At 73.2% G+C, this 21,542-nt stretch carries 16 protein-coding genes; 14 read left to right on the top strand and 2 right to left on the bottom strand.

Annotated features, from left to right (window positions below; all coding sequences use genetic code 11):
• The first annotated feature begins 110 nt into the window (after window positions 1-110).
• From QSK30_RS03640 to QSK30_RS03575, 14 genes are all read left to right on the top strand, one after another.
• Entirely contained in the window at window positions 111-1,361 is a 1,251-nt protein-coding gene (locus QSK30_RS03640; protein ID WP_285499510.1) for an MFS transporter, read from the top strand.
• A gap of 25 nt (window positions 1,362-1,386) precedes the next feature.
• Window positions 1,387-2,907, top strand: coding sequence for a cupin domain-containing protein (locus tag QSK30_RS03635; RefSeq protein ID WP_285499509.1), 1,521 nt, complete (start codon window positions 1,387-1,389; stop codon window positions 2,905-2,907).
• Window positions 2,904-3,920, top strand: a complete 1,017-nt coding sequence (locus tag QSK30_RS03630) for an LLM class flavin-dependent oxidoreductase (RefSeq protein WP_285499508.1) — start codon at window positions 2,904-2,906, stop codon at window positions 3,918-3,920. Before QSK30_RS03635 ends, QSK30_RS03630 begins: the two co-directional genes overlap by 4 nt.
• Before the next feature lie 172 nt (window positions 3,921-4,092).
• Entirely contained in the window at window positions 4,093-5,217 is a 1,125-nt protein-coding gene (locus tag QSK30_RS03625) for a Gfo/Idh/MocA family protein (RefSeq protein ID WP_352231544.1), read from the top strand.
• Between the two features lie 112 nt (window positions 5,218-5,329).
• Window positions 5,330-6,409, top strand: coding sequence for a hypothetical protein (locus QSK30_RS03620; RefSeq protein WP_285499902.1), 1,080 nt, complete (start codon window positions 5,330-5,332; stop codon window positions 6,407-6,409).
• Complete coding sequence (locus QSK30_RS03615; RefSeq protein ID WP_285499506.1) at window positions 6,406-6,999, top strand: DJ-1/PfpI family protein; 594 nt, start codon at window positions 6,406-6,408, stop codon at window positions 6,997-6,999. Before QSK30_RS03620 ends, QSK30_RS03615 begins: the two co-directional genes overlap by 4 nt.
• Window positions 7,000-7,022: 23 nt before the next feature.
• Window positions 7,023-7,757: an SDR family oxidoreductase gene (locus QSK30_RS03610; RefSeq protein WP_285499505.1), complete on the top strand. Its 735-nt coding sequence runs from the start codon at window positions 7,023-7,025 to the stop codon at window positions 7,755-7,757.
• The gene (locus tag QSK30_RS03605) at window positions 7,733-8,158 is read left to right on the top strand and encodes a RidA family protein (RefSeq protein WP_285499504.1); all 426 of its coding nucleotides are present in this window, start codon (window positions 7,733-7,735) and stop codon (window positions 8,156-8,158) included. The genes QSK30_RS03610 and QSK30_RS03605 overlap by 25 nt, the downstream gene beginning before the upstream one ends.
• Window positions 8,155-9,045, top strand: coding sequence for a carbohydrate kinase family protein (locus QSK30_RS03600; RefSeq protein WP_285499503.1), 891 nt, complete (start codon window positions 8,155-8,157; stop codon window positions 9,043-9,045). The genes QSK30_RS03605 and QSK30_RS03600 overlap by 4 nt, the downstream gene beginning before the upstream one ends.
• On the top strand, window positions 9,042-10,385 hold the full coding sequence (locus QSK30_RS03595) for a phosphohexomutase domain-containing protein (protein WP_285499501.1): 1,344 nt from the start codon (window positions 9,042-9,044) through the stop codon (window positions 10,383-10,385). Before QSK30_RS03600 ends, QSK30_RS03595 begins: the two co-directional genes overlap by 4 nt.
• 26 nt (window positions 10,386-10,411) lie before the next feature.
• Complete coding sequence (locus QSK30_RS03590; protein ID WP_285499499.1) at window positions 10,412-11,218, top strand: S-methyl-5'-thioadenosine phosphorylase; 807 nt, start codon at window positions 10,412-10,414, stop codon at window positions 11,216-11,218.
• On the top strand, window positions 11,215-11,868 hold the full coding sequence (locus QSK30_RS03585) for a histidine phosphatase family protein (protein WP_285499497.1): 654 nt from the start codon (window positions 11,215-11,217) through the stop codon (window positions 11,866-11,868). Before QSK30_RS03590 ends, QSK30_RS03585 begins: the two co-directional genes overlap by 4 nt.
• 13 nt (window positions 11,869-11,881) lie before the next feature.
• Complete coding sequence (locus QSK30_RS03580; RefSeq protein WP_285499495.1) at window positions 11,882-12,571, top strand: HAD family hydrolase; 690 nt, start codon at window positions 11,882-11,884, stop codon at window positions 12,569-12,571.
• Window positions 12,572-12,818: 247 nt separating this feature from the next.
• Window positions 12,819-13,385, top strand: a complete 567-nt coding sequence (locus QSK30_RS03575) for a YbhB/YbcL family Raf kinase inhibitor-like protein (protein ID WP_502871783.1) — start codon at window positions 12,819-12,821, stop codon at window positions 13,383-13,385.
• Here the strand turns inward: QSK30_RS03575 and QSK30_RS03570 are convergent.
• Both QSK30_RS03570 and QSK30_RS03565 read right to left on the bottom strand, forming a co-directional pair.
• Window positions 13,369-14,700: an MATE family efflux transporter gene (locus QSK30_RS03570; protein WP_285499493.1), complete on the bottom strand. Its 1,332-nt coding sequence runs from the start codon at window positions 14,698-14,700 to the stop codon at window positions 13,369-13,371. The two genes, QSK30_RS03575 and QSK30_RS03570, sit on opposite strands and share 17 nt — an antisense overlap.
• A 547-nt stretch (window positions 14,701-15,247) precedes the next feature.
• A complete protein-coding gene (locus QSK30_RS03565; protein WP_285499491.1) occupies window positions 15,248-21,439 on the bottom strand; it encodes a non-ribosomal peptide synthetase in 6,192 nt (2,063 codons plus the stop codon).
• Window positions 21,440-21,542: the final 103 nt, after the last annotated feature.

Here is a 21,542-nt window from a genome sequence, read left to right as displayed (position 1 = left end):
CCCACGGGACCGGGCGCGGGGACCGGGCGAAGCGGTCCTGGCTTCGGAGTGTGGCACAGCCCCTTCCGGGGCGTCTACGGTCTGATCGAGCGATTGTCACCGGTTCCGGGATGGGCGACGATCATCGGGGACGGACGGGTCGACACCTGGGGAGGACCTCGACTGTGCGGAAGTACTGGCATTGCCTGCGCCAGCCGTACGCGCTCCGGTTGCTGGCGGTCAACTTCCTCGGTCGACTGCCCAACGGCATGGGAGCGCTGGCGACCGTGCTCTTCCTGCGGGCCAACGACGTGTCCTACGGTCGGGTCGGCGCGGTGGCCGCGGTGTACGGCGTCTGCACGGCGATCGGCAGTCCCGTCCTGGGTCGGATCGTCGACCGCCGGGGCCAGTCCACCACCCTGCTCGTGGGCGCGGTCGGTTCCGGCGCCGGGTTCGCGCTGCTGGCCTGGCTGGGCGGTTCGTCCTTCCCGGCGGCACTCGCCGGTGTGGCGGTCGCGGGGTTCTTCATGCCGCCACTGGAACCGGCGCTGCGCAGCATGTGGCCGAGCGTGCTGCCCGACGCGTCCACTGTGGAGGTCGCCTACGCGCTGGACACCGCGCTGCAGAACATCCTCTTCGTAGCGGGTCCGCTGGTGGTGGTCCTGCTGGTGGGCGCGACCTCGACCACGACCACGCTGCTGGTGATCGGCGTCCTCGGCGTGCTGGGAACGCTGCTCTACACGGCGAACCCGCCGGTGCGCCGGTGGCGGGGCGAGCAGCGGCCGCGGCACTGGGCCGGGGCGCTGCGCTCGCCCCTGCTGGTCGTGCTCCTGGCCGGGATGCTGTTCGTGGGCGCGGTCGTCGGCGTGTTCAACGTCGCCACGGTGGCCTACGCCGAGCGCACCGGGGCCCCCGGGTTCTCCGGGGTGCTGCTCGGCGCCTTCTCGGTGGGCAGCCTGGTCGGCGGGCTCGCCTACGGCGCGCGGAGCTGGTCGGGTGAGCCGCTGCGCAGGCTGCTCTGGCTGCTGGTCGCCATGGCGGCGTGCACCTGGCCGCTGGTGGTGGTCGCCGACCGGCCCACCATGGTCGTGCTGATCACCTTCGCGGGCCTGGGCCTGGCGCCGGTGCTCACCTGCACCTTCGTGCTCATCGGGAAGGTGGCCCGGCGCGGAACCGTCACCGAGGCGTTCGCCTGGGTCACCGCGGTGTTCCTGGGCGGCAGCGCGGCGGGGTCGGGCGCGGCGGGCGCGGTCCTGCCCCACCTCGGGTTGGCCCCCACCTTCGCGGTGGCCGGTATCGCCGCCACGCTGGCGTTCCTGGTGGTGCTGTCGGCGCCGTCGTTCGCCAGGTCGGACAGCGAGGCGGGCGCGGACCTCCGATAGACCACCGCAGGGACAGGGAGCCGGAGTGGACTCGAACAGCGCTGAACGCCCGGCTTGGCCGCGGCGGGCCATGCCGGTGACCGCGCGGATGGCCGACGAACTGGGCGATCAGTGCTTTCCCGAGAGCAGACTGGCCTGCTGGGTGCACCTGGTGGACAACGCGGTGCCCCTGTTCGACTGGCTGCTCGACACCGGTGCGACCGTGCTGTTCGGTAGTTGTGACCCCACCACCGCCGACCCCGCGGTGATCGACCACCTGCGCGGGCGGGGAGCCCTGGTGCTCGCGGAAACCCCTGAGCGGCACGCGGACCTGCTCGCGCGGGCCGTCGCGTGGCGGCCGACCGAGGTGAGCGAGATGGGTGGTGAACTGATCGCCGCACTGGTCCGGGCGGGGTGCCCGCCGCGCGCGGCGATGGAGTCCACGACCACCGGCATCCACCGCATCCGCGCCGCCGGATCGCTGCCCATGCCGGTGCTCAACTGGAACGACATCCCGTTCAAGCAGCAGGTGGAACACCGGTTCCACGTCGCGGAGGCGGTCTGGACGGCCTTCTCGGCACTGACCGGGATCGGGCTGCTGGGGCGCCGGGTGCTGGTCGTCGGGTTCGGCAACGTCGGCAAGGGCGTCGCCGAGCGGGCCCGCGCGCTCGGCGCGCTGGTCACCGTGGCCGAGCCCGACCCGCTGCGGCGCGTCGCGGCCCGGCTGCACGGGTGCGCTGTCGCCGAGCACGCGGCGCAGGCGGCGGCGGACGCCGAGGTGATCGTCACCGCGACGGGGATCGACGGTGTGGTCGACGCCGCCGTCCTCGACCGGCTGCCCGCCGGGGCGGTGGTGGTCAACGCGGGCCACGCGCCCACCGAGATCGACCTCGCCCACCTGGCCCGCTGGCCGAGCCGCGAGTCGCGGCCGGGGGTCGTCGAGCACCACCGGCCCGGTGGCCGGACGGTCTTCGTCCTCGGCGGCGCCAGCCCGCTCAACCTGGCCTACCCGCACGCCTCGCTCGGCGACGACCTGTGGGACCCGTTCAACGCGCTGATGATGCTGGGCTGCGCGTGGTTGCTCGACGGGTCGTGGCGGGACGCGCCACCGGGTCTCGTCGACTTCCCCGAGCGGGAGCAGCGCAGACTCGCCGAGTTGATGTTGGCCGAACGCCCGCCCGCGCACGCGGAAGTGATCACCGTCGCCGACCTGGCCCCGGTCACCGACGACCCGGCGCACGCGCTGCGGGAGGTCGTCGGCGCGCACCTGGGCCGCGCGCACCGCGGCCACAGCATCGCCCACTCCACGCTGGCCCCGGGGGCGTCGGTGCCGGTGCACCACCACCGGGTCACCGAGGAGACCTTCGTCCTCGGCGCGGGCTCCGGGACCGCCATCCTCGACGGGGTGCCGACGCCGGTGACCGCCGGGCAGGTCGTGGTGGTGCCGCCGGGGGTCCGGCACGGTTTCGTCGCGGGCGAGCGCGGGCTGGCCTTCTGGGCGGTGTCCAGCCCGTCCTGGAGCGCGGACGACCACCACGCTGATGACCACGGCGAGGTGGCCGAGTGAGCGCCCCGACCTTCGGCGTGGTGCACGACTTCCGTTGTGCCGCGCCCGGTGTGACCGACGCGGCGCACTACGCCGAGCGGCTGGCCGAGATCGAACTGGCCGAGCGGCTGGGCTACAGCATGGTGTGGCTGCCCGAGCACCACGGCAGCGCGGACGGGTTCCTGCCCGCCCCGCTGGTCGCGGCCGCCGCGGTGGCCGCGCGCACGAGCCGGATCGGCATCGGCACCAACGCGGTCATCGCCCCGCTGCACCACCCGCTGCGCCTGGCCGAGGACGCGGCCGTGGTCGACCTGCTCTCCGGCGGCAGGCTGACCCTGACCCTCGGGCAGGGTTACGTCGACCACGAGAACGCGCTCCTCGGTGTGCCGCCCAGGAACCGTCCGTCCCTTGTGGAGGACGCGATCGCGTTGTGCAGGCAGGTGTGGAGCACCGGCGAGACCGAGTTCCACGGCAGGCGGTGGCAGCTGCCCGCGGGTCCGTTCGGCCCGCGGCCCGCCCGCCCGATCCCGATCCAGCTCGGCGCCTTCGCCCGGCCCGCCTTCGAGCGCGCGGCGCGCTTGGCCGACGGGGTGCTGATCTACGCGGGCGACGGCGGCGTCGAGGAGCGGTACGGCCTGTGGGTGGACGCCCTCGGCCGGGCCGGGCGGACCGGGCACGTACCGGTCGTCCTCGGCGCGACAGCGCACGTCGGGCCCGACGACGAGTCGGCGTGGCGGGTGGCCGGACCGGCGATAGCCCTGCTGGAGCACGGTTTCGCCGCGCACCGGCTCCCCGCGGGGGCACCACGACCCCCGGTCCCGGACGCGGCGGGCCTCGACCGGGACAACTACCTGGTGGGCTCACCGGCCACGGTGGCCGACAAGGTCGTCGCCCTGCACCGGCGGGTGCCGTTCGACCACCTGTGCCTGTGGGGCAGGCTGCCCGGTCTCGACCACGCCCAGGCGGTGGCGGCGGTGACCGCCTTCGCCACCGAGGTCGTCCCCGCGGTCCTCGCCCGGGTCAACGAGTCGTAAAACGCGACCGGTCACCCCGCGCGGGTTCGGCGGGCGCACTAATCCCATCTTACCTATTTGGCGACCGCGCATTCACCGGAATGAGCTGCCGCGTTCGCCGGACCACCCGCAGCGGCGGCTCACCCGGCCGGAGCAGTGGCACCGATGACTTTAGGTGACTGTCGCATTGGGAATGCGCGCTCCAGCACCGCTACTTGCACTCCCGGGCTCGGCTGTGGTTTCCTGGAGGCCGGGCGTGAAAATCCAGCAGACCGGACACTCTTTCTGGCGCGGGTTTCTATCTCGGGGGACCAACATGGACTTCTTGGTGGTCGGGGCCGGATTTGGCGAGCAACATTTGACGTGGATTTCCGAATGCCCCGGCGCGCGGGTGCGGCTCATCGGGTACCGGCGCGACGGGGACCGCGCGCGGCGGCTCGCCGCCCGCTTCCCGGGCGCCACCGCCACCGCCGACCCGCTCTCGGCCATCACCGCGGGGGCGGTGGACGCGCTGGTCGTGGCCAGTCCCCCGGACACCCACGAGCGCTACCTGGCGGCGGGCCTGGCCGCCGGGCTGCGCGTGGTCAGCGACAAGCCGCTGGCCCACGACCTGCCCACCGCGGCCCGGCTGGCCGAGGCGGCGGCCGGGCACCCCGGCCGCGCGGCGGTGAGCTTCCAGTGGCGGGCGAACCGGGCGCTGCGGGTCCTGCGCGAGCTGTGCGCGCGCGGCGAACTCGGCGAACTGGTCCACCTCGACCTGGACTTCCGGCACGACTTCCTCGCCGGGCCGCGGACCGCGTGGCCGTGGCGGCACCGGTGGGAGACCGCGGGTGCGGGCGCCCTGGGCGACCAGGGCGTGCACCTGTTCGACCTGCTGGCGTGGCTGGCACCGGGCTCGTGGGCGGTCACCGCGGGCACGGCGTCGGTGGTGTGGCCGCGCCGCTCGCACGGCCCTGACCAGGTGGCCTGCGAGACCGATGACGTCGCCGAGGTCCTGCTGGGCCGCGACGACGGCGCGGCCAGGGCGCGCGTGTTCGTCTCCCGGGTGTCGACCGGCGAGCGCGCGCTGCGGGTGCGGGTGCAGGGCGCCGACGGCTCGGCCGAGGTCAGCGCGAACCCGGACGACGGCAGCGCGACCCTGCGCCGCCACCCGGCGGGCTCGTCGACCGACTTCGGGCCGGACCCGATGAACCCCTACCCCGGGCTGCTCTCCGGCGACGACCCGGTCACCGTCGCCGATTTCACCGCGGGCCACGCCGCCCAGGCCCTTGTCGAACAAGCGCTGCGGGCCGGGTGCGACAAACCGATCTCGCACTGACCACTAGCTCCATCGAACACCGCCGAGTAGCTCGACCACAATTCGGGGAATTCTCCGCGCGCGTGGTCGGCTCGCCTATGCATGCCTACTTTGAGGAATGGTGACGCACGTGATGGAGCCGCTTCGCCTCGCGGTCGCCGGGGTGGGAAACAACATCTCGGCGCTGTTCCAAGGCGCCGAATACTATCGGCGCGCCGACGCCGAAGGAATAACCGAGGACAGCTTCCCCGGAATCCGGCTGCCCCGGGTCGCCGGGCTGGGGGTGTCCGACCTCCGCTTCGTGGCCGCGTTCGACGTGCACCCGGCCAAGGTGGGCGCCGCGTTCACCGACGCGGTCCTGTGCCCGCCCAACAACTACCCCCGGCTCGACGTCGAGCTGCCCGAGGTCGACGTGGTCGTCGACGAGGGCATGCGGGTGGCCGACTCCGAACCCGGGTCCGCCGCCTTCGACCGGGTGGTCGAGCGGCTGCGGCAGAGCCGCGCCGAGGTGCTGCTGTACTCGCTGCCGACCGGCCTGCAGAAGACGGCGACGGCCTACGCGCGGGCGGCGCTGGCCGCCGGGGTCGCCGCGGTCAACTGCACGCCGGAGCTGATGGCCCGCGACCCCGAGCTGCTGGCCGACTTCGAGCGGGCCGGGGTGCCGCTCATCGGCGACGACCTGGCCAGCCAGTTCGGCACCTCGGTGGTGCACCGGGCGCTGCTGGGCCTGCTCGCCGCCCGCGGCATCACGCTGGTCAGCTCCTACCAGCTCAACTTCGGCGGCAACGAGGACTTCCGCAACCTGCGGGACCAGGGCGCGAGCAAGCAGCAGTCCAAGCTCAACGCCCTGGCCCAGGACGGCGTCGACACCAGCCGGGTCGAGGTGATCCCGTCGGCGGGGTTCATCGGCCAGCTCAAAGACAACAAGGTCGCGGTCCTCAACCTGGAGGGCCGGGGGTGGGCGGGCACGCCGGTCTCGCTCGACCTGAAGCTGAAGGTGCAGGACTCCAGCAACGCCTCCGGGGTGATCATCGACCTGGTCCGGATCGCGGCGGCGGCGCTGCGGTCGGGGATCGGCGGGTTCTGCCCCGCCGCCGCGGGCGTGCTCAAGTCGCCCGCGGGCGGGCACGGGGCCCATTCACCGGAGGTCGTCGCCGCGAGCCTGCGCGCGCTCGACGACACCGCGCGGCCCGCCGCGAACGCGCACCCGTGACCACCGAGGTCGCGGTGCTCGCCTACCCGCTGGTCGACGCGCTGGACCTGTTCGGCGCGCACTCGGTCCTGGTCAAGGCCGCCGAGGCGGACGCGGGTCTGCGCGTCCGGCTGGCGGCCAAGGACCGGCGGGCGACCACGTCCTGCGGGGTCTCCCTGGCGGTGGGCGCGGACCTGGCGGACGTCGCCGACGCCGACGTCGTGGTGGTGCCGGGCGGTCGGGGCGCGGCGTCGGCCGCCACCGACGCCGACCTGCTGGCGGCGTTGCGGGCGGCGGCCGAGCGCGGTGGGACCTTCTACGCGGTCTGCTCCGGGGTGCTGCTCATCGCCGCCGCGGGCTTGGCGGCGTCCCGCCGGGTCGCGGTCCACCACGGCAAGCGGGCGCTGCTGCGCACGCACCCGGTGGGCGAGATCGTCACCGGTCTGGTGCGCGATGGGCGGCTGTGCACGGTGGGCGGCGACGCCGCGCCGTCGGTGAAGTCGGTCGACCTGGCCTTCGCGCTGCTGGCCGACCGCGCTCCCGGCGCGGTGCGCGCGGTGGCCGAGCGGATGGAGATCGTCCCCGGGCGCGGTCAGGCGGCGCCGCGGTGACCGGGCGGCGCGGGTGGGTGCTGGTGACCGGGGCCAGCCGCGGCATCGGGGCGGCGGTGGCGGAGCGACTGGCCACCGACGGCTTCGACCTGGTGCTGTGGGCCAGGTCCGCCGACGGACTGGCCTCGACCGCGGCCGCGGTCGAGGCCGCAGGCGGGGCGGTGCGCACCGCAGTGGTCGACGTCGGCGACGCCGACCAGGTGACCGCCGCATCGGCGCACCTGGCCGAGCCACTCGCCGGGGTGGTGCTCAACGCGGGCTCCGGCCGGTGGTCCCCATTGTCCGATGTGGACTTAGATGACTGGGACCGCACGCTGCGGACCAACCTGCACGGCGCCTTCCACACGTTGCGCGCCACCGTGCCGCGGCTTGTCGCGCGGCGCGCGGGACTGATCGTCGGCGTGCTGTCCGACTCCGTGCTCTACCCGCACGCCGACCGCACGGCGTACTCGGCGTCGAAGGCGGGGATGGGCGCGCTGCTCGAGTCGGTGCGCCGGGAGGTGCGCCACCTGGGGGTGCGGGTGTCCGCGCTGCTGCCCAGCCGCGTCGACACCCACTTCCAGGGCAGCCACGCCGACGCCGCGCCGGGCACCAGGGTGGGCGCGCTGACCGCCGCCGAGGTGGCCGGGGTGGTCGCCACCCTGTTCGCCGCGCCGCCCGGCGTCGAGATCCGGCACCTGCAACTGGCCGCCATGACCGCCACCTACGGACCGTTCCCGGAAAGGGTCGAGCAGTGGGCACTGACGCGCGGGCACTGACCCCGGACCGCCACTCCAAACCCATCGGCAAGTACAGCCCCGGCGTGGCCGTCGACGTCGGCCCGGGGAGCAGGCTGGTGTTCGTCAGCGGCCAGGTGGCCACCGACGACACCGGCGCGGTGCTGCACCCGGGCGACGCGGGCGGGCAGGCCGAGGTCGTCTTCACCCGGATCGCCGAGGTGCTCGCCGAGGCGGGCGCCACCCCGGCGGACCTGGTCAGCGTGGTGGTCTACCTGACCGACGTCGTCCGCGACTTCGGTGCCGTCTCGACGGTGCGCAACCGCGTGCTGGGCGACCCGGCGCCGGCGAGCACCCTGGTCGAGGTTGCCCGGCTGGCCGAGTCGGGCTGCCTGGTGGAGATCAGCGGCATCGCGCTGACCACCGCGCGGGCCGAGCCGTGATCTCGGCCGCGGTGCGCGCGGCCGCGGCCCGCGTCCGGGTGCTGGTCATCGGCTCGCTCAACGTCGACCTCATCCTGGTCGCCGATCGGGAACCGGTTGACGAGAGCGCGGTGACGGTCCGCTCGGTGAGCACCGAGGTCGGCGGGCACGCGGGCAACTGCGCGGCCGCCCTGGCCGCCCTGGGCGTCTCGGTGGCGGTGGCGGGCGCGGTCGGCGCCGACGACGACGGCGACCGCCTGGTCGCGGACCTGCGCGGGCGCGGGGTGGACGTCGCCGCCGTGCGCCGCCGCGCCGAACCCACTGGGCGCGTGGTCATCCCGGTGTTCGGGGACCGGCACTACATGCTGCTCTGCCGCGGCGCGAACGACACCTTCGGCCCGACCGACCTGCGCGAGGCGCTCGCCGGCGACTACGACGCCGTGATGCTCTTCGACCCACCGCGGGACGCCTTGCGGGCCGTCGGCGCCTGCGCGACCCTGCTCTGCTGGACCCCGGGCGGGGTCTTCGCGGGCGACCCGGTCACTGCCACAGTGCTGCCGCACACCGACATCCTGTTCGTCAACCGGTTCGAACACGACGAGCTCGCCACCGCCCCCGGACCGGACACCGACGTGGTCATCACCCTGGGCGCGGTGGGCTCGACGCTGCGCCGCGGTGCGCAGGAGGTGACCGTCCACGCCCACCCGGTACCGGTGGTGGACCCGACCGGAGCGGGTGACGCCTTCGCCGCGGCCTACCTGCTCGCGCACTTGGCCGGGTTGCCACCCAGCTCCCGCTTGGCCGCGGGCAACGCGGCAGGCGCCTTGGCCGTCGGCGCGGTCGGCGCCCGCGGCCGCCCGGCCACGGTGCCGGACCTGCTGTCCGCGCTCACCCGGGACCGGCCATGAGTTGGCAGGCCAGGGCCAGCGCCGACGGCTGGCGCGGCGTGATCGGAACCGACTTCACCCCGGCCACCGCGGCGGTGCTGGCCTCCCGCGTGGTCAAAGCAGTCGACAGCAAGCGGGTGCTGGTCGGGTACGACTGCCGCGAGGGTGGGGCGGACGCGGCCCAGGCAGTGGTCTCGGCGGCCGTAGCCGCAGGCGCGGCGGAGGTGCGGCTGGTCGCGCACCTGCCCACCCCGACGGCGACCGCGGCGGTCCGGCTCGGTTTGGTCGACCTCGCCCTGCTGATCACCGCCAGCCACAACCCCGCGCACTTCAACGGGCTCAAGGTGAAGGTGGCCCCCGGCGGTCCGCTGCCGCGCGCGGTGGAGGCGGCCATCGAGACGGCCGACCCGGGGCCCGTCACCGCTGCCCCGGACCCGGTGCCCGCCGAGCCGTTGGCGCCATGGCTGGACGCGCACATGGCCGATGTGCTGTCCCGGCTGTCCGCGCGATCCGAGCTCTCGGTCGTGGTGGACGGACTCGGCGGCATCGCCGGGGCGCCGTTCGCCGAGTTCGCCGGGCGGCTGGGCTGGCGCGCGCTGTCCGTCGACGGCGGACCGGCGCCGGACTTCGGCCGCCTGGTTCCCGACCCGACGATCCCGGCGGCCCGGCAGCGGGCTCGGGATCGGGTGGTGGCCGAGCGGGCCGACCTCGGCGTGGTGCTCGACGGCGACGGCGACCGGGTCTACCTGCTGGACCACCGGGGCGCGACGGTGTACCCGCACGAGTTGCTCGCCCTGCTGCTGGCGCACCGGGAACCCGGTGTCGGGCTCGGGGTGACGGCGGCGAGCGGGACCGCGGCCCGGGCGGTCGCGGCCCGGCTGGGCATCCCGGTCCACGAGGTGGGCATCGGGTTCAAGCACCTGTCCCCGCTCCTCGCCGCGGGCGAGGTGGACGCGGCGGGCGGTGGGGTCGGCGACCTGGGCTTCGCCGAGTTCGGCACCGACCGCGACCCGTTCGCCGTCGCGGTCCTGCTGGCCGACCTGCTGGCCACCAGCGGCCGCCCGCTGGCCGCGCTGGTCGACGACCTGCGCGCCGAGGTCGGTCCGCTCACCTGGTTCGAGTACCTGGTCGCCGGGCGGTCGGCGGTGGACCTGACCGAGCTCGGGCACCGGGCACTGGCGGTGGCCGGGCAGGCGGGCGCGGTGACCGGTGTGACCACTGTGGACGGTGTGAAGTTCTGGCTCGACGGCGGGCAGTGGCTGCTGCTGCGCGCCTCCACCACCGAGGGCGGCATCAGGGTCTACGGGGAGACCCGCGACCAGGGCGTCCCCGCCGTGCTCGTCGACGCCATCCGGCGGTAACACACTCTGCATGGGAGGAACGGGAAATGTCGCAACCAGGCATCGCCATCATCGGCGGGACCGGCTTCTACGAGTTCCTGGAGGGCGCCGAGCAGGTCACCATGTCCACCCCCTACGGGGAGACCAGCGCGCCGATCAGCGTGGCCGAGGTCGCGGGCAAGTCGGTCGCGTTCGTGCCCCGGCACGGCAACAACCACGACTACCTGCCCGCCGACGTGCCCTACCGGGCGAACCTCTGGGCGCTCAAGGAGCTCGGCGTGCGGCAGACGGTGGCGTTCAACACCGTCGGCAGCCTGCAACCCGACTACCGCAAGGGCGACTTCGTGTTGGCCGACCAGTTCGTCGACCGCACCTGGGGCCGGGCGGACACCTTCTTCTCCGGTGACACCGGCGCCCACATCAGCTCCGCCGAGCCGTACTGCGGCCGCATCCGCACGCTGGCCCACGAGGCGCTGCAGGGCGCCGACGCCACCGTGCACCCGAGCGGGACGGTGGTGGTCATCCAGGGGCCGCGGTTCTCCACCCGCGCGGAGAGCAAGTGGTTCAGCTCGCAGGGCTGGCACCTGGTGAACATGACCCAGTACCCCGAGGTCGTCCTGGCCCGGGAGCTGGAACTGTGCTACGCCAACCTGTCCTACATCACCGACTACGACGTGGCGGCCGCCGAGGTGGTCGGCGCGGAGCGCGCGGACATCGTCTCGCACCACAACGTGCTCAAGGCCTTCAACGCAGACTCCGACCGGGTGCTCGACATCGTGCGGCGGATCGTCGCGGCGCTGCCGGAGGAGACGGCCTGCCCCTGCCGGTCCGCGCTGGCCGAAGCCAGGACGTGAGCGCCCGCGTCGGGTTGTCCGGCGAGCTCGTGCTGATCAGGCACGGCCAGACGCACTGCACGCGGCAGGGCCGGTTCTGCGGCGACCACGACGGCGGGCTCTCGCCCGTGGGCGAGCGGATGGGTGGCTACCTCGCCGAACACCCGGCGCTGGCGGGCACGGAGCTGCTGTTGTGCAGCCCGGCGCGCCGGGCGCTGGCGACCGCCGAGCCGATCGGCGGCCGGACCGGCCTGCCGGTCACCGTCGACGACCGCCTGCGTGAGTTGTCCTTCGGTGCCTGGGAGGACCGGTTGCCGGCAGAGGTCGCCGACACCCCCGCGCACCAGCGGTGGACCGAGGACCCGGCCCTGTTCACCCCACCCGGAGGTGAGTCCGGTCTGGCGGTGATGGCCCGCGCCGTGGCCGCGGTGCGCGACGCGCTCGAGCACTCGTCGCGGGTGGCGGTGGTGACCCACAAGGCACCGGTCCGGTTGATCATGTCGTTCTTCCTCGGCCTGCCGCCGTCGCGCTACCGGGAGATCGCCGCGGTGACCGTGGGTTCGGTGACCCGGCTGCGGTTGTCCGACGGCCGTGCGACGCTGCGGGCGGTGGGCGAGCTCGACCACCTGCCGCCCGAGTGGCGGGCGGACCCCGACCACATCGACACCTGACGGGAGAAGGACCGTGGCCACCGCTGTGGAGCACATCGTCTGGGACTGGAACGGCACGCTGTTCGCCGACGGCCCGGCCCTCATCGACTCGACCATCGACGCGTTCCGGGCGCTGGGCCTGCCGCCGATCACCCGGACCGACTACCAGGCCAAGCACCGCCAGCCGATCTCCGCGTTCTACGACGCCCTGCTAGGTCGCACCCTGACCGCCGCGGAGCAGGCCGCGCTCGACCGGCAGTTCCAACGGGCCTACCTGAGTCGTCGGGACGCCATCGCGCTGAACCCGGAGGCGGAGCGCACCATGCGGCAGTGGCTGGCCCGGCGGCGCAGCCAGTCGCTGCTGTCGATGTACCCGCACGACCGGCTACTGCCGCTCGTGGAGCACTTCGGCATCGACCGGTACTTCACCGCGGTGGACGGGCTGCGCGACACCGAGACCCGCAACAAGGCCCCGCACCTGCGACGGCACTTGGCGCGGCTGGACGCCGACCCGGCCCGGGTGCTGCTGGTCGGCGACAGCGTGGACGACGCGATCGCCGCTCGCGAGTGCGGGGTGGCCTGCGTGCTCTACCACGCGGGCGACGACGCCCTGCACACGATGGACCACTTCACCCCGCTCGGGGTGCCGGTCGTGGGCAGCCTCGCGGAGGCCGTCTCCGCCGCCGTCGACGGCGAGCGGTGGGTGGGAGTCGCCGCGGAATGAGCACGCGAGCGGCCCGGCGGGATCGCGCCGGGCCGCTCGCAGTCCACAGTGGACGAATTGCCTCGATCGTCGAGTCGTTGGCCGGGTGGGAAATTCCCGGGGTTGGCCGTCCGGAACCAGGGCGCCTACGCTGATTTCCGCCGCACCGGCGACACCTCGTCCCACGGCTGCACTGCTCTGTCCCACAGCCGTATCACGGTGTCCCACGGACGGCCAACGGAATCACGAGCATCCTCGGGAGCCTGCTGTGAGAAGCACAAGCATCGTGCTGTTCGCCATGCTCATCACCTCGACGGTCAGCCTCTCGTCCGCCACCGCATCAGCGAGCGCGTTCGCGTTGTCCAGCGCCGCTTTTGCCAACGGCGGCTTGATCCCCAAGGTCCACGAGTGCACCAGTGGTGGTGGCAACGATCCCGCCAAGAAGAACGAGTCGCCGCCGCTGGCCTGGTCAGGCGCGCCTGCTGGGGCGAAGAGCTACGCGATCGTCATGCGCGACCTCGACAACGCCAACCTCATCCACTGGGTCATCTACGACATCCCCGTCAGCGCGACCTCGCTCCCGCAGAACGTCGAACACGCCTACCGCCCAGCAGTCCCCGCAGGCGCCAGGCAGATCTACTACCGCGGGAGTGCGAGCCTCTACGGCTACCAGGGTCCGTGCTCGCCCTCGACGGTGAACACCTACGAGTTCGTCGTCCACGCGCTCAACCGCGCGTCGCTGACCAGCCTGACCTCCAGCTCGTCGACCCAGACCGCCGCCAAGGCGATCGCCGCGGCCTCGATCGGCTCAACCAAGATCACCGGCGAGTCGTAGGTCCCCCGCGCCGGGCCAGGATTACCGCGCCGACCAGGCCCGCGGCGAGATCGGACACCAACTGACCGGTGGCGATGCCTGAGGCACCGTAGAGCGCGGTGGCCGCGGTGATCGCGGGCACGAGCAGGATCCCGTTGCGCAGCAACGTCGTGCCCAGGGCGGGCCGGGGTCGCCCCTCGGCTTGGAACAGGGTTGTCGCCACGATCACCAGGCCCAAGGCGGGAAGGCCGGAGAACACAACCGGCAACGCGGCCGCGATCAGGGCGCGAACCGGGCCAGGGGCGGCGAACAGGGCCGCCACCGGCCCGGGGAACGCCCACGCCAGCGCGCTGAGGAGTGCCGCCACGCCGAGCACGTAGAGCGTGAGCACGCGCACCACCGAGCGGAGTCTCGGCTGGTCGCCTCGGCCAGCGGTGTAGCCGAGCAGGCCCTGTGACCCCATGCAGAAGCCGGTCACCACGAGCACACCGAGCAGGTAGAGCCGCAGCACCACGCCGATCGCGGCCAAGTGGTCGGCGGAGTACCCGGCGGCCACGCTGTTGAGGTAGCTCAGGGTCACGCTGCCGAGGAGCAGACCGATCGTGGTGGGCGCACCGACCGCCAGCGCCGGGCGCAGCACAGCGAGTCGGGTGGTAGCGGAACCCGGGCGGATCGTGCCCGGTCCGGCCCGGAAGTACCACCGGTAGGCGAGGGCGGCGGCCAGCTGGGCCAGCAGGGTGGCCATTCCCGCGCCTGCCACGCCCAGGTCCAGGCCGAAGATCAGCAGCGGGTCCAGCACCAGGTTGGTGAGGAACGCGATCAGCTGCGTCCGCATCGAGAACTTGGTGTTGCCCTCGGCCCGGGCGAGGAAGCCGCACAGGATGTTGACGGTCATCACCGCGTACCCGGCCAGGGTCGGGACGGCGTAGGCCACGGCCAGGTCGCGAACGTCGCCCGGGACACCGAGCAGGCGCAACCCGCCGACCGACAGCGCGACCCCAAGCACGGCGGCCAACACCGCACCCATGGTCACCCCCGCGATGAGCCCAGTACGAGCGGCCGCGTCTGTGGTGTCACGCTCGCCGGCGCCAAGGGCACGGGAGACTACCGACGACAAGCCCTGCCCCAGCCCAGACGCGGCGGCGGTGACAACGAGGGTCACAGGAAAGACGACGATCACCGCCGCCACGGCGGCCACACCGATGCGGGCGACGAAGAAAGTGTTCATGAACTGGTAGGCGACACTGGCCACAAGACCGATCACGGTCGGCACTGCCAACGCGGGAACCAGCCGCGCGGGCGCCTCGGTACGCAACCGTTCAACCGACGCGCTCACACGAACCTCCACAGTCGTGACGAACGTCGAACGAGCACGGAACCCAATCGCGGGAACAATCCGGCATCCGACTCCCGAGCCGTCGCGCTCATCGAAACTCTCGAAGCCTCCCCGCCACGACCACCATGGAGACCTCGTGCGGACAACCCGACATGCGACAGCCCGACCGGCACGCCCACGCGAACCCCCGTGGCCGCGCCCAGCGCCCGGCCGGAGTAGGCGCCGATCCCACGGCGCAGGTGGTGCGCGACTGCTCGATCGCCGCCCACTCCGAACCCGTCGCGGCCACACCGCACAGCCAATGCCCCAGCTGGCGCACGTGCCGGCAGCGCGGCTGACCGGGTCCGCAGTGCACCAACCGGTGCGCTTGCGGGAACTCCCGCGGCAACGCCACCAGAGAACCGGCCAACGTGCGTCTCGGCAACGCGCGACCGCTCCACCGACGTACTCAGGAGGACTCCGCGACTGCACCGCACCGCCAGTCGCTCAGCCGGCGCCGATCCGGGCAGACCGGCCGATCCGATGCGCAGTCCCTCGACCGACGCGCTCACGCGAACTCCCGCAGTCGCGCCGCCAAGCGACCGGCCAGTGCTCGGCTGTCCGCGTGGGTCAGGCGCGAGTACTGCACGAACACCCGCAGCGCACCGTCCACGAAGTCCACGTGGGCGCGGACCCAGTGCTGGCGGTTGGGCGGCATCGGGTCGCCGAGGAAGATCTCCGCTTCGGCGCCGCCTGCCAGCACCCGGCCGCGCATACCGCCCAGTGGTGCGCGGTGGTTGAGCACTACCCTCGGGGCCGGGAAGGCTCTGAACACGTCGCGGTGCGCTGCGAGGCCCGGTAGTTCGCGCATCGCCCGGAAGCTGATCCCGCCCAGTGGCGCGGTCAGCCGGTGCCGTTCCACCGCCGCCACCTGTTCATCCACTGTGGACTCAACGTCGATCACGCAGGGGAACGGCACCAGCTCGGCGGTGAACGCGAGGGCGCCGGACAGGTCCACCGACGGCAGCACCGGTGTGCGGCCCATCATCAGGCTGTCCACCCAGAGCACGCGGGTCCGCTCCCCCACGCCGAGCTCCAGCGTGAGCACGACCATCAGCGCGTCGTGCAGCCCGACCGCGCCGAACCGCCTCAGCAGCCGGTCCGTGGTCGGGACGTCCAGCCGCACGTATCGCACGGACAGCCGGTCGCACAGGTCCTCGAACTCGGCGCCACCCTCCCCCGCGGCAAGCATCTCACGCACCCGGGCACCCGCCGACGGGTCCACTTCGGATGGTGCGGGCGCCACCCAGGTCAGGCGTTCCGGATCGAGGTCCGCCCAGGGCAGGGCCGACCAGTATGCGGTGATCTCGTCCGCGCGTTCGACACATGCCTGCTGTAGACCGCCGGTCCACGCGCGCAGCACGGCACCGTCGTCATGTGCGGGGCGCGCGGCCGGGTCGGCGAGGAGCCGCTCCAGGTCGGTGATCAACAAGCGGTAGGCGTAGCCGTCCAGGAGGAAGTGGTGGACCAGCAGGAGCGCCCAACTCCGGTCTCCCGCGTCGAAGCGGACGAGTCGGATCAGCGGTGACGACCCGTCGAACCGGAACTCGTGCTGCGCCGCACGCGCCACTTCGCCGACCACCGCACGGGGGTCAGGCGCGAAGCTCACGTCGTGTTCCTCGAGGACCAGCCGCGGCACCTCCGGCACCCGCAGTTCGAGCCCATCGGACGTCCGGGTCATGACTGCGGCCAACGACGGGTACGCCACGACGAGCCGGTCCAGAGCCGCCCGCAGCCCGGCGGCAGATGGTCCGTCGACACCGAATTCCCAGCAGTCGCACATGTTGTAGTGCTCGGCGAAGCCTTGGAGCCGGTGCATGCTGAGCGCGGTCGGCGACAGCCCGATCACCCCGGGCGCGACCACCCCCGCCGTCTCCACCCGGGTCGCCAGCCGGGCCAGGTCGCGCAGCACCGGGGCGTCGTGCAGGTCGGCGACCCGCACCCGCAGTCCGGCGCGCCTCAGCCGGGTCACGCACCGGACACTCAGCATCGAGTCACCCCCGGCGGCGAAGAAGTCCGTGCCACGCGTGACGTCCACGCGCAACAACTCAGCCCAGACCGCGGCGATATCGCGCTCGACCTCCCCCACCGGAGGATCATCCACATCGGACGGACGACCTTGCGGCAGCGGTAACCGGGACCGGTCCAGCTTCCCCGACGCCAACCGCGGCAGCGCGGGCAACGAGACGATCCGCGCCGGGACCATGTACGCGGGCAGGACGGAAGCCACCGCGGCGCGCAACTCGGCCTCGTCCACATCGGTCGCCACGTACCCCACCAGCAATTCCCGCGTTGGCCACCAATGCGCCGCCGAATCAGCTCCACTGTGGACAGAAAGCGCCCTGGTCACCTCGGCGAGTTCCACCCGGTAGCCGCGGATCTTCACCTGGTCGTCGGCCCGCCCGGCGAACTCCAGCTCCCCGTCGACGTTCACCCGCCCGAGGTCGCCGGTCCGGTACACCCGGCGACCGTCCAGGTCGCCGAAGCTCCGGGCGGTCAGGTCATCGTCGCGCCAGTACCCGACGGCCAGGCACGCCCCCAGCACGCCGATCTCCCCAACCGCACCCGCCGGGGCGGGATCGCCGCGTTCATCGAGCACGACCAAGGCGACGTTGTCCACCGCGGCGCCCAACGGGATCGACTCGTAGGCCCGGTCGCGGTCCACCTCGTGCCAGGCGGCGTTGGAGCAGCATTCCGTTGAGCCGTAGAGGTTGTACAGCGACGTACCGGGGAACGTGCGGTACCAGCGGGTGGCCAACGCGGGCGGCAGCACCTCGGTGCTCGAGGTGACCATCCGCAGATCCGGAGCGCGGCCCAGTCCCCCGGCCTCGACCAACCCGGACAGCACCGGCGGTGACGCGAGGAGCCGAGTGGCGCGGTGCCGCTCCAGCAACGCCAGGAACCGGTCGGGGTCGCGCAACTCGTTGCCGGACACCAACACCGTCGGTACGCCGCGCAGCAGCCCGCCGAACAGCTCCCACGTGCTGGCCACCAGGCTGAGCGACTTCTGCAGCACCGCCACCTCGCGGTCGCCGAACGGGAGCGCCCGCCACATCCAGCGCAGCCGGTTCAGCACCGCGCTTTCCGGGACCACCACGCCCTTCGGCACCCCGGTCGACCCAGACGTGTACACCACGTGCAACACCCCGCGCAGGTCAGCGACCGGCACCTCCCCGGGATCAACGGCACGCACCTGCCCGCCCTCCACCATCGCGGATGGCGCGAGGTGCGCGGTGATCTCGGCTGCCCGCGCGGGCGGGCAGTGCTCGGGCAGCACGGCGTACACCCGCCCGGCCCGCACACACGCCAGCACGGCGACCACCCCGGCGCGCTCGCGGTCGTCCGCGACCAGCACCGGTCGGGCCGGAGCGGTCCCACGCAGCGCCGTGGCCAGCGCCTCCACCTCGGCGTCCAGGGCGGCATAGGTGACCGACCCGGACGAAGAGAGCAGAGCGACGGCGTCCGGGGTGTCGCGCACCCGCTCGGTGAACAGCGCTGCCAGGCCGTCCGCGTGCGGCGCCGAGACCGCGCCGGCGATTTCCACCGTGGGCAACGGAAGCCCGCCGACGGTCACCTCCGGGTCGGCGGCGGCCGCGCGCAACGCCTCGGCCAGGGCAGTCAGCACGGCGCCGCCGAAGCCGTCCGGCAGCACACCCGTGCGCCAAGACACCTGGAGGTACACGCCGTCGCCTTCCTCCTGCGCGTACACCGTCAGGTCGTACTTGGTGTGCCCGGTCTCGAGTTCGCGCACCCGCACGCGCAGGCCCCCGTCACCGACCGGCTCGGCCCGCTCCGAGTACACGTTCACCATCACTTGGAACACCGGCGACGTGGCCGCGCCCCGGTCCACGCGCGCGTCGGTGACCATGGCGCTGAACGGGTAGCGGGCGTGGGAGAGCGCCTGGCGGATGGTCGCGCGCACCCGCTCGTGCAGGTCGGTAACCCGGTCGTCCCCGCGCACACCGGCCCGGATCGGAAGCATGTTGAGGAAGAAGCCGAGCAGGTCCTCGGTGCCCGGGTCCTCTCGAACCACGTGCGGGGAGCCGATCACCAGGTCCTCCTGGCCGGTGTAGCGGTGCAGCACCGCCAAGACTCCGGTGACCAGCACGCTGTACAAGGTCCCGTGCGCGGCCGCGGCCAGTGCGCGCAGCCCGCTGCTGGTGCCCGCGTCCAGCAGCACTCCGGCGGACGCGCCCGCGCTCCCGGCCTTGCGGGCGTCCGGGCGGCGTGGCAGCCGGGTGGGGGTGAGCTCGCCCTTGAGCTGTGCCGCCCAGTGTTCGCGATCGGCCGGGTCCGGGGCGGCCTCGCGGGCCGCGTGATCGCGCAGCCCGGTGACCGGCGGCGGGAGCGGGCTGCCACCGGTGGTGAACGCGGCGTAGATCGACCGCAGGTGTCGGGTGAGCACCGAGAGCGACCACGCGTCCATGACGATCTCGTGCGTGGTGATCAGCAGCGTGTGCCGGTCGTCGGTGTGGCGGAACAGGACCAAGCGGAACAGCCGGTCGTTCTCCAGGTCGAAACCGCGCGCGAGGCCCTCCGCCCGCCGCTGGGCCACCACCGGGTCGGCCGGGCCGCCGGGCGCGTCGACCAACTCCAGGACGGGCTCGAACGGTTCGTCGACGACCAGCAGCGGGCGCCCGTCCCGGGCCGGGAACCGCGCGCGCAATGTGTCGAACCGTCGCACCAGCTCGGTCCAGGTGCGCGCCAGGACCCCGTGGTCCAGGTCGCCGTCGATCTCGAGCGCGGCTTGGAGCACGTAGTCGCACTCGTCCGGGTCTAGCTGCCAGAGGAACCACAGGTGCCGCTGGATCTGCGTGGGCGGAACTTCGACGTAGGCGGGCACGGGTGCTCCGTGGACAGTCCGCGTGCCACCGACCACGCGCTCGGCCAGTGCTTCGAGGTCCGAGTCGAACAGGTCGCCCACCGACAGCGCCGCGCCCTCGGCGCGCATCCGGTTCACCACGCGCATCGCGGTCAGCGAGTCCCCGCCCAGTTCCACGAAGCGGTCGTGGCGTCCGATGAGGTCGATGCCGAGGACATAGGCCCAGATGTCGCGCAGCGCGCTCTGCGGTCCGGGCAGGGGCTCGACGTAGCGGGGCGCGCCGAGCGGGCGCAGCAGCTCCGGCGCGGGAAGTGCGGCGTGGTCGAGCTTCCCGTTGCTGGATAAGGGAAATCCATCCACCTCGACCAGCCAGTCGGGGATCATGTGGGCGGGCAGCAGGCGGGCGGCGTGGGCGTGCAGGTCGGCCCGGCCCGCCGGGGCGTCGTGCCACTGGAGGTAGCCGACCAGCCTGCCCGCGGGCTCCTCGGCCGACACCAGCGTCTCGCGGGCGGTCAGCTTCTCCGGCCTGCCCGCGCGGAGCACGACCGCAGCGCCCCGGACCGCCGGGTGCTGCTCGAGGACGGTCTCGATCTCGGCCAGTTCGATCCGGTGGCCGCGCACCTTGACCTGGCGGTCCAGCCTGCCGTGGCACTCCAGGAGCCCGTCCGGGCGCAGCCGCGCCAGGTCTCCGGTCCGGTAGGCGCGGCCGGGGCCGAACGGGTTCGCGGTGAACCCGCCCGCGCGCTCGGTCTCGCCCGCGTAGCCGCGACCGACACCCGCCCCGGCCACCAGCAGTTCGCCCACCTCCCCCGGCGCGACCTCGACATCGGTGCCGGGAGCGACCACGTGCGCGGTCAGCCCGGGGATCGGCCTGCCGATCGGCGTCCACCGCTCGTCCGGCGGCAGCGGCGCGGTGAGCAGGTGGTGGGTGACGCCGTCGGAGCACTCGGTCGGGCCGTAGTGGTTGAGCAGCGGCACGTCCGGGTGGCGTTCGAACCAGCGCGCAACGGTGTCCGGTGGGAGCTGCTCGCCGACCGCGGCGATCACGCGGAGGTCAGGCAACGGCCGGGCGGGCCCACCGAGGAATGCGCGCAACAGCGACGGAACGTATTGCACGACGGTCACCCGACGGTCGCGCAATACGTCCGAAAGAACGCCGGGGTCCCGCTGAACGGCGGAATCGATGATTTCGACGGAAGCACCGGCGCAGATCGGCGCGAGGAACTGCCAGAGGGAAATGTCGAAGCATTGTGCGGCCGTTTGGGCTACCACGTCCGACCGGGTCAGCGACAGGTCCGCGATCTTGGCCCGGAGGTGCCCGACGAGGCCGCCGTGCTCGATCAGCACCCCCTTCGGCCGCCCGGTCGTGCCGCTGGTGAAGATCACGTACGCCAGGTCCCCCGGCACCGGGCCGGGGTCCGGCCACGCCGCCGGGTCGACCGCCGGATCGGCGGCGAGGGTGTCCGCGCAGACCACCAGTTCGTCCCCGGTTCGGGCTTCCGACCTGCGGTCCGTCACGACAAGTCGCGCCGCCGAGCGCTCCACCGTGTAGCGCTGGCGCGCCACCGGGTGCGACGGGTCGAGCGGCAGGTACGCGGCGCGGAGGCGGAACAGCGCGAGCATCGACACCAGCGTGAGCGGCTGCCGTTCGAGCCGGACGCCGACCACGTCCCCGGCCCGCACGCCCGCGCCGGCGAGCAGGCCAGCCAGCGCCGCCGACGCCACGTCGAGCTCTCGGAATGTGAGGGACTGCCCGCAACCGGAAACCGCGGTCCTTTCCCAGTTATCCGCCGCCGCAGTCAGAAAACCGCCCAGTACGGACCGCACCCGCAACCCCTCGCACCCGTGTGACACCGTCCCCGAACCGTGCGCCACCATAGCGATCCCGGCGAAAGTGGAGCGGTTTCCACCAGTATTCGGACCCACGTCACCCGGGCCGCCACCCGACCTCGTCCGAACGGCCGCCGCGCGCACTCCACCC

The sequence above is a fragment of the Actinokineospora sp. NBRC 105648 genome, assembly GCF_030269645.1.
GTDB lineage: Bacteria > Actinomycetota > Actinomycetes > Mycobacteriales > Pseudonocardiaceae > Actinokineospora.
This window is presented reverse-complemented; position numbering and strand designations above follow the sequence as displayed.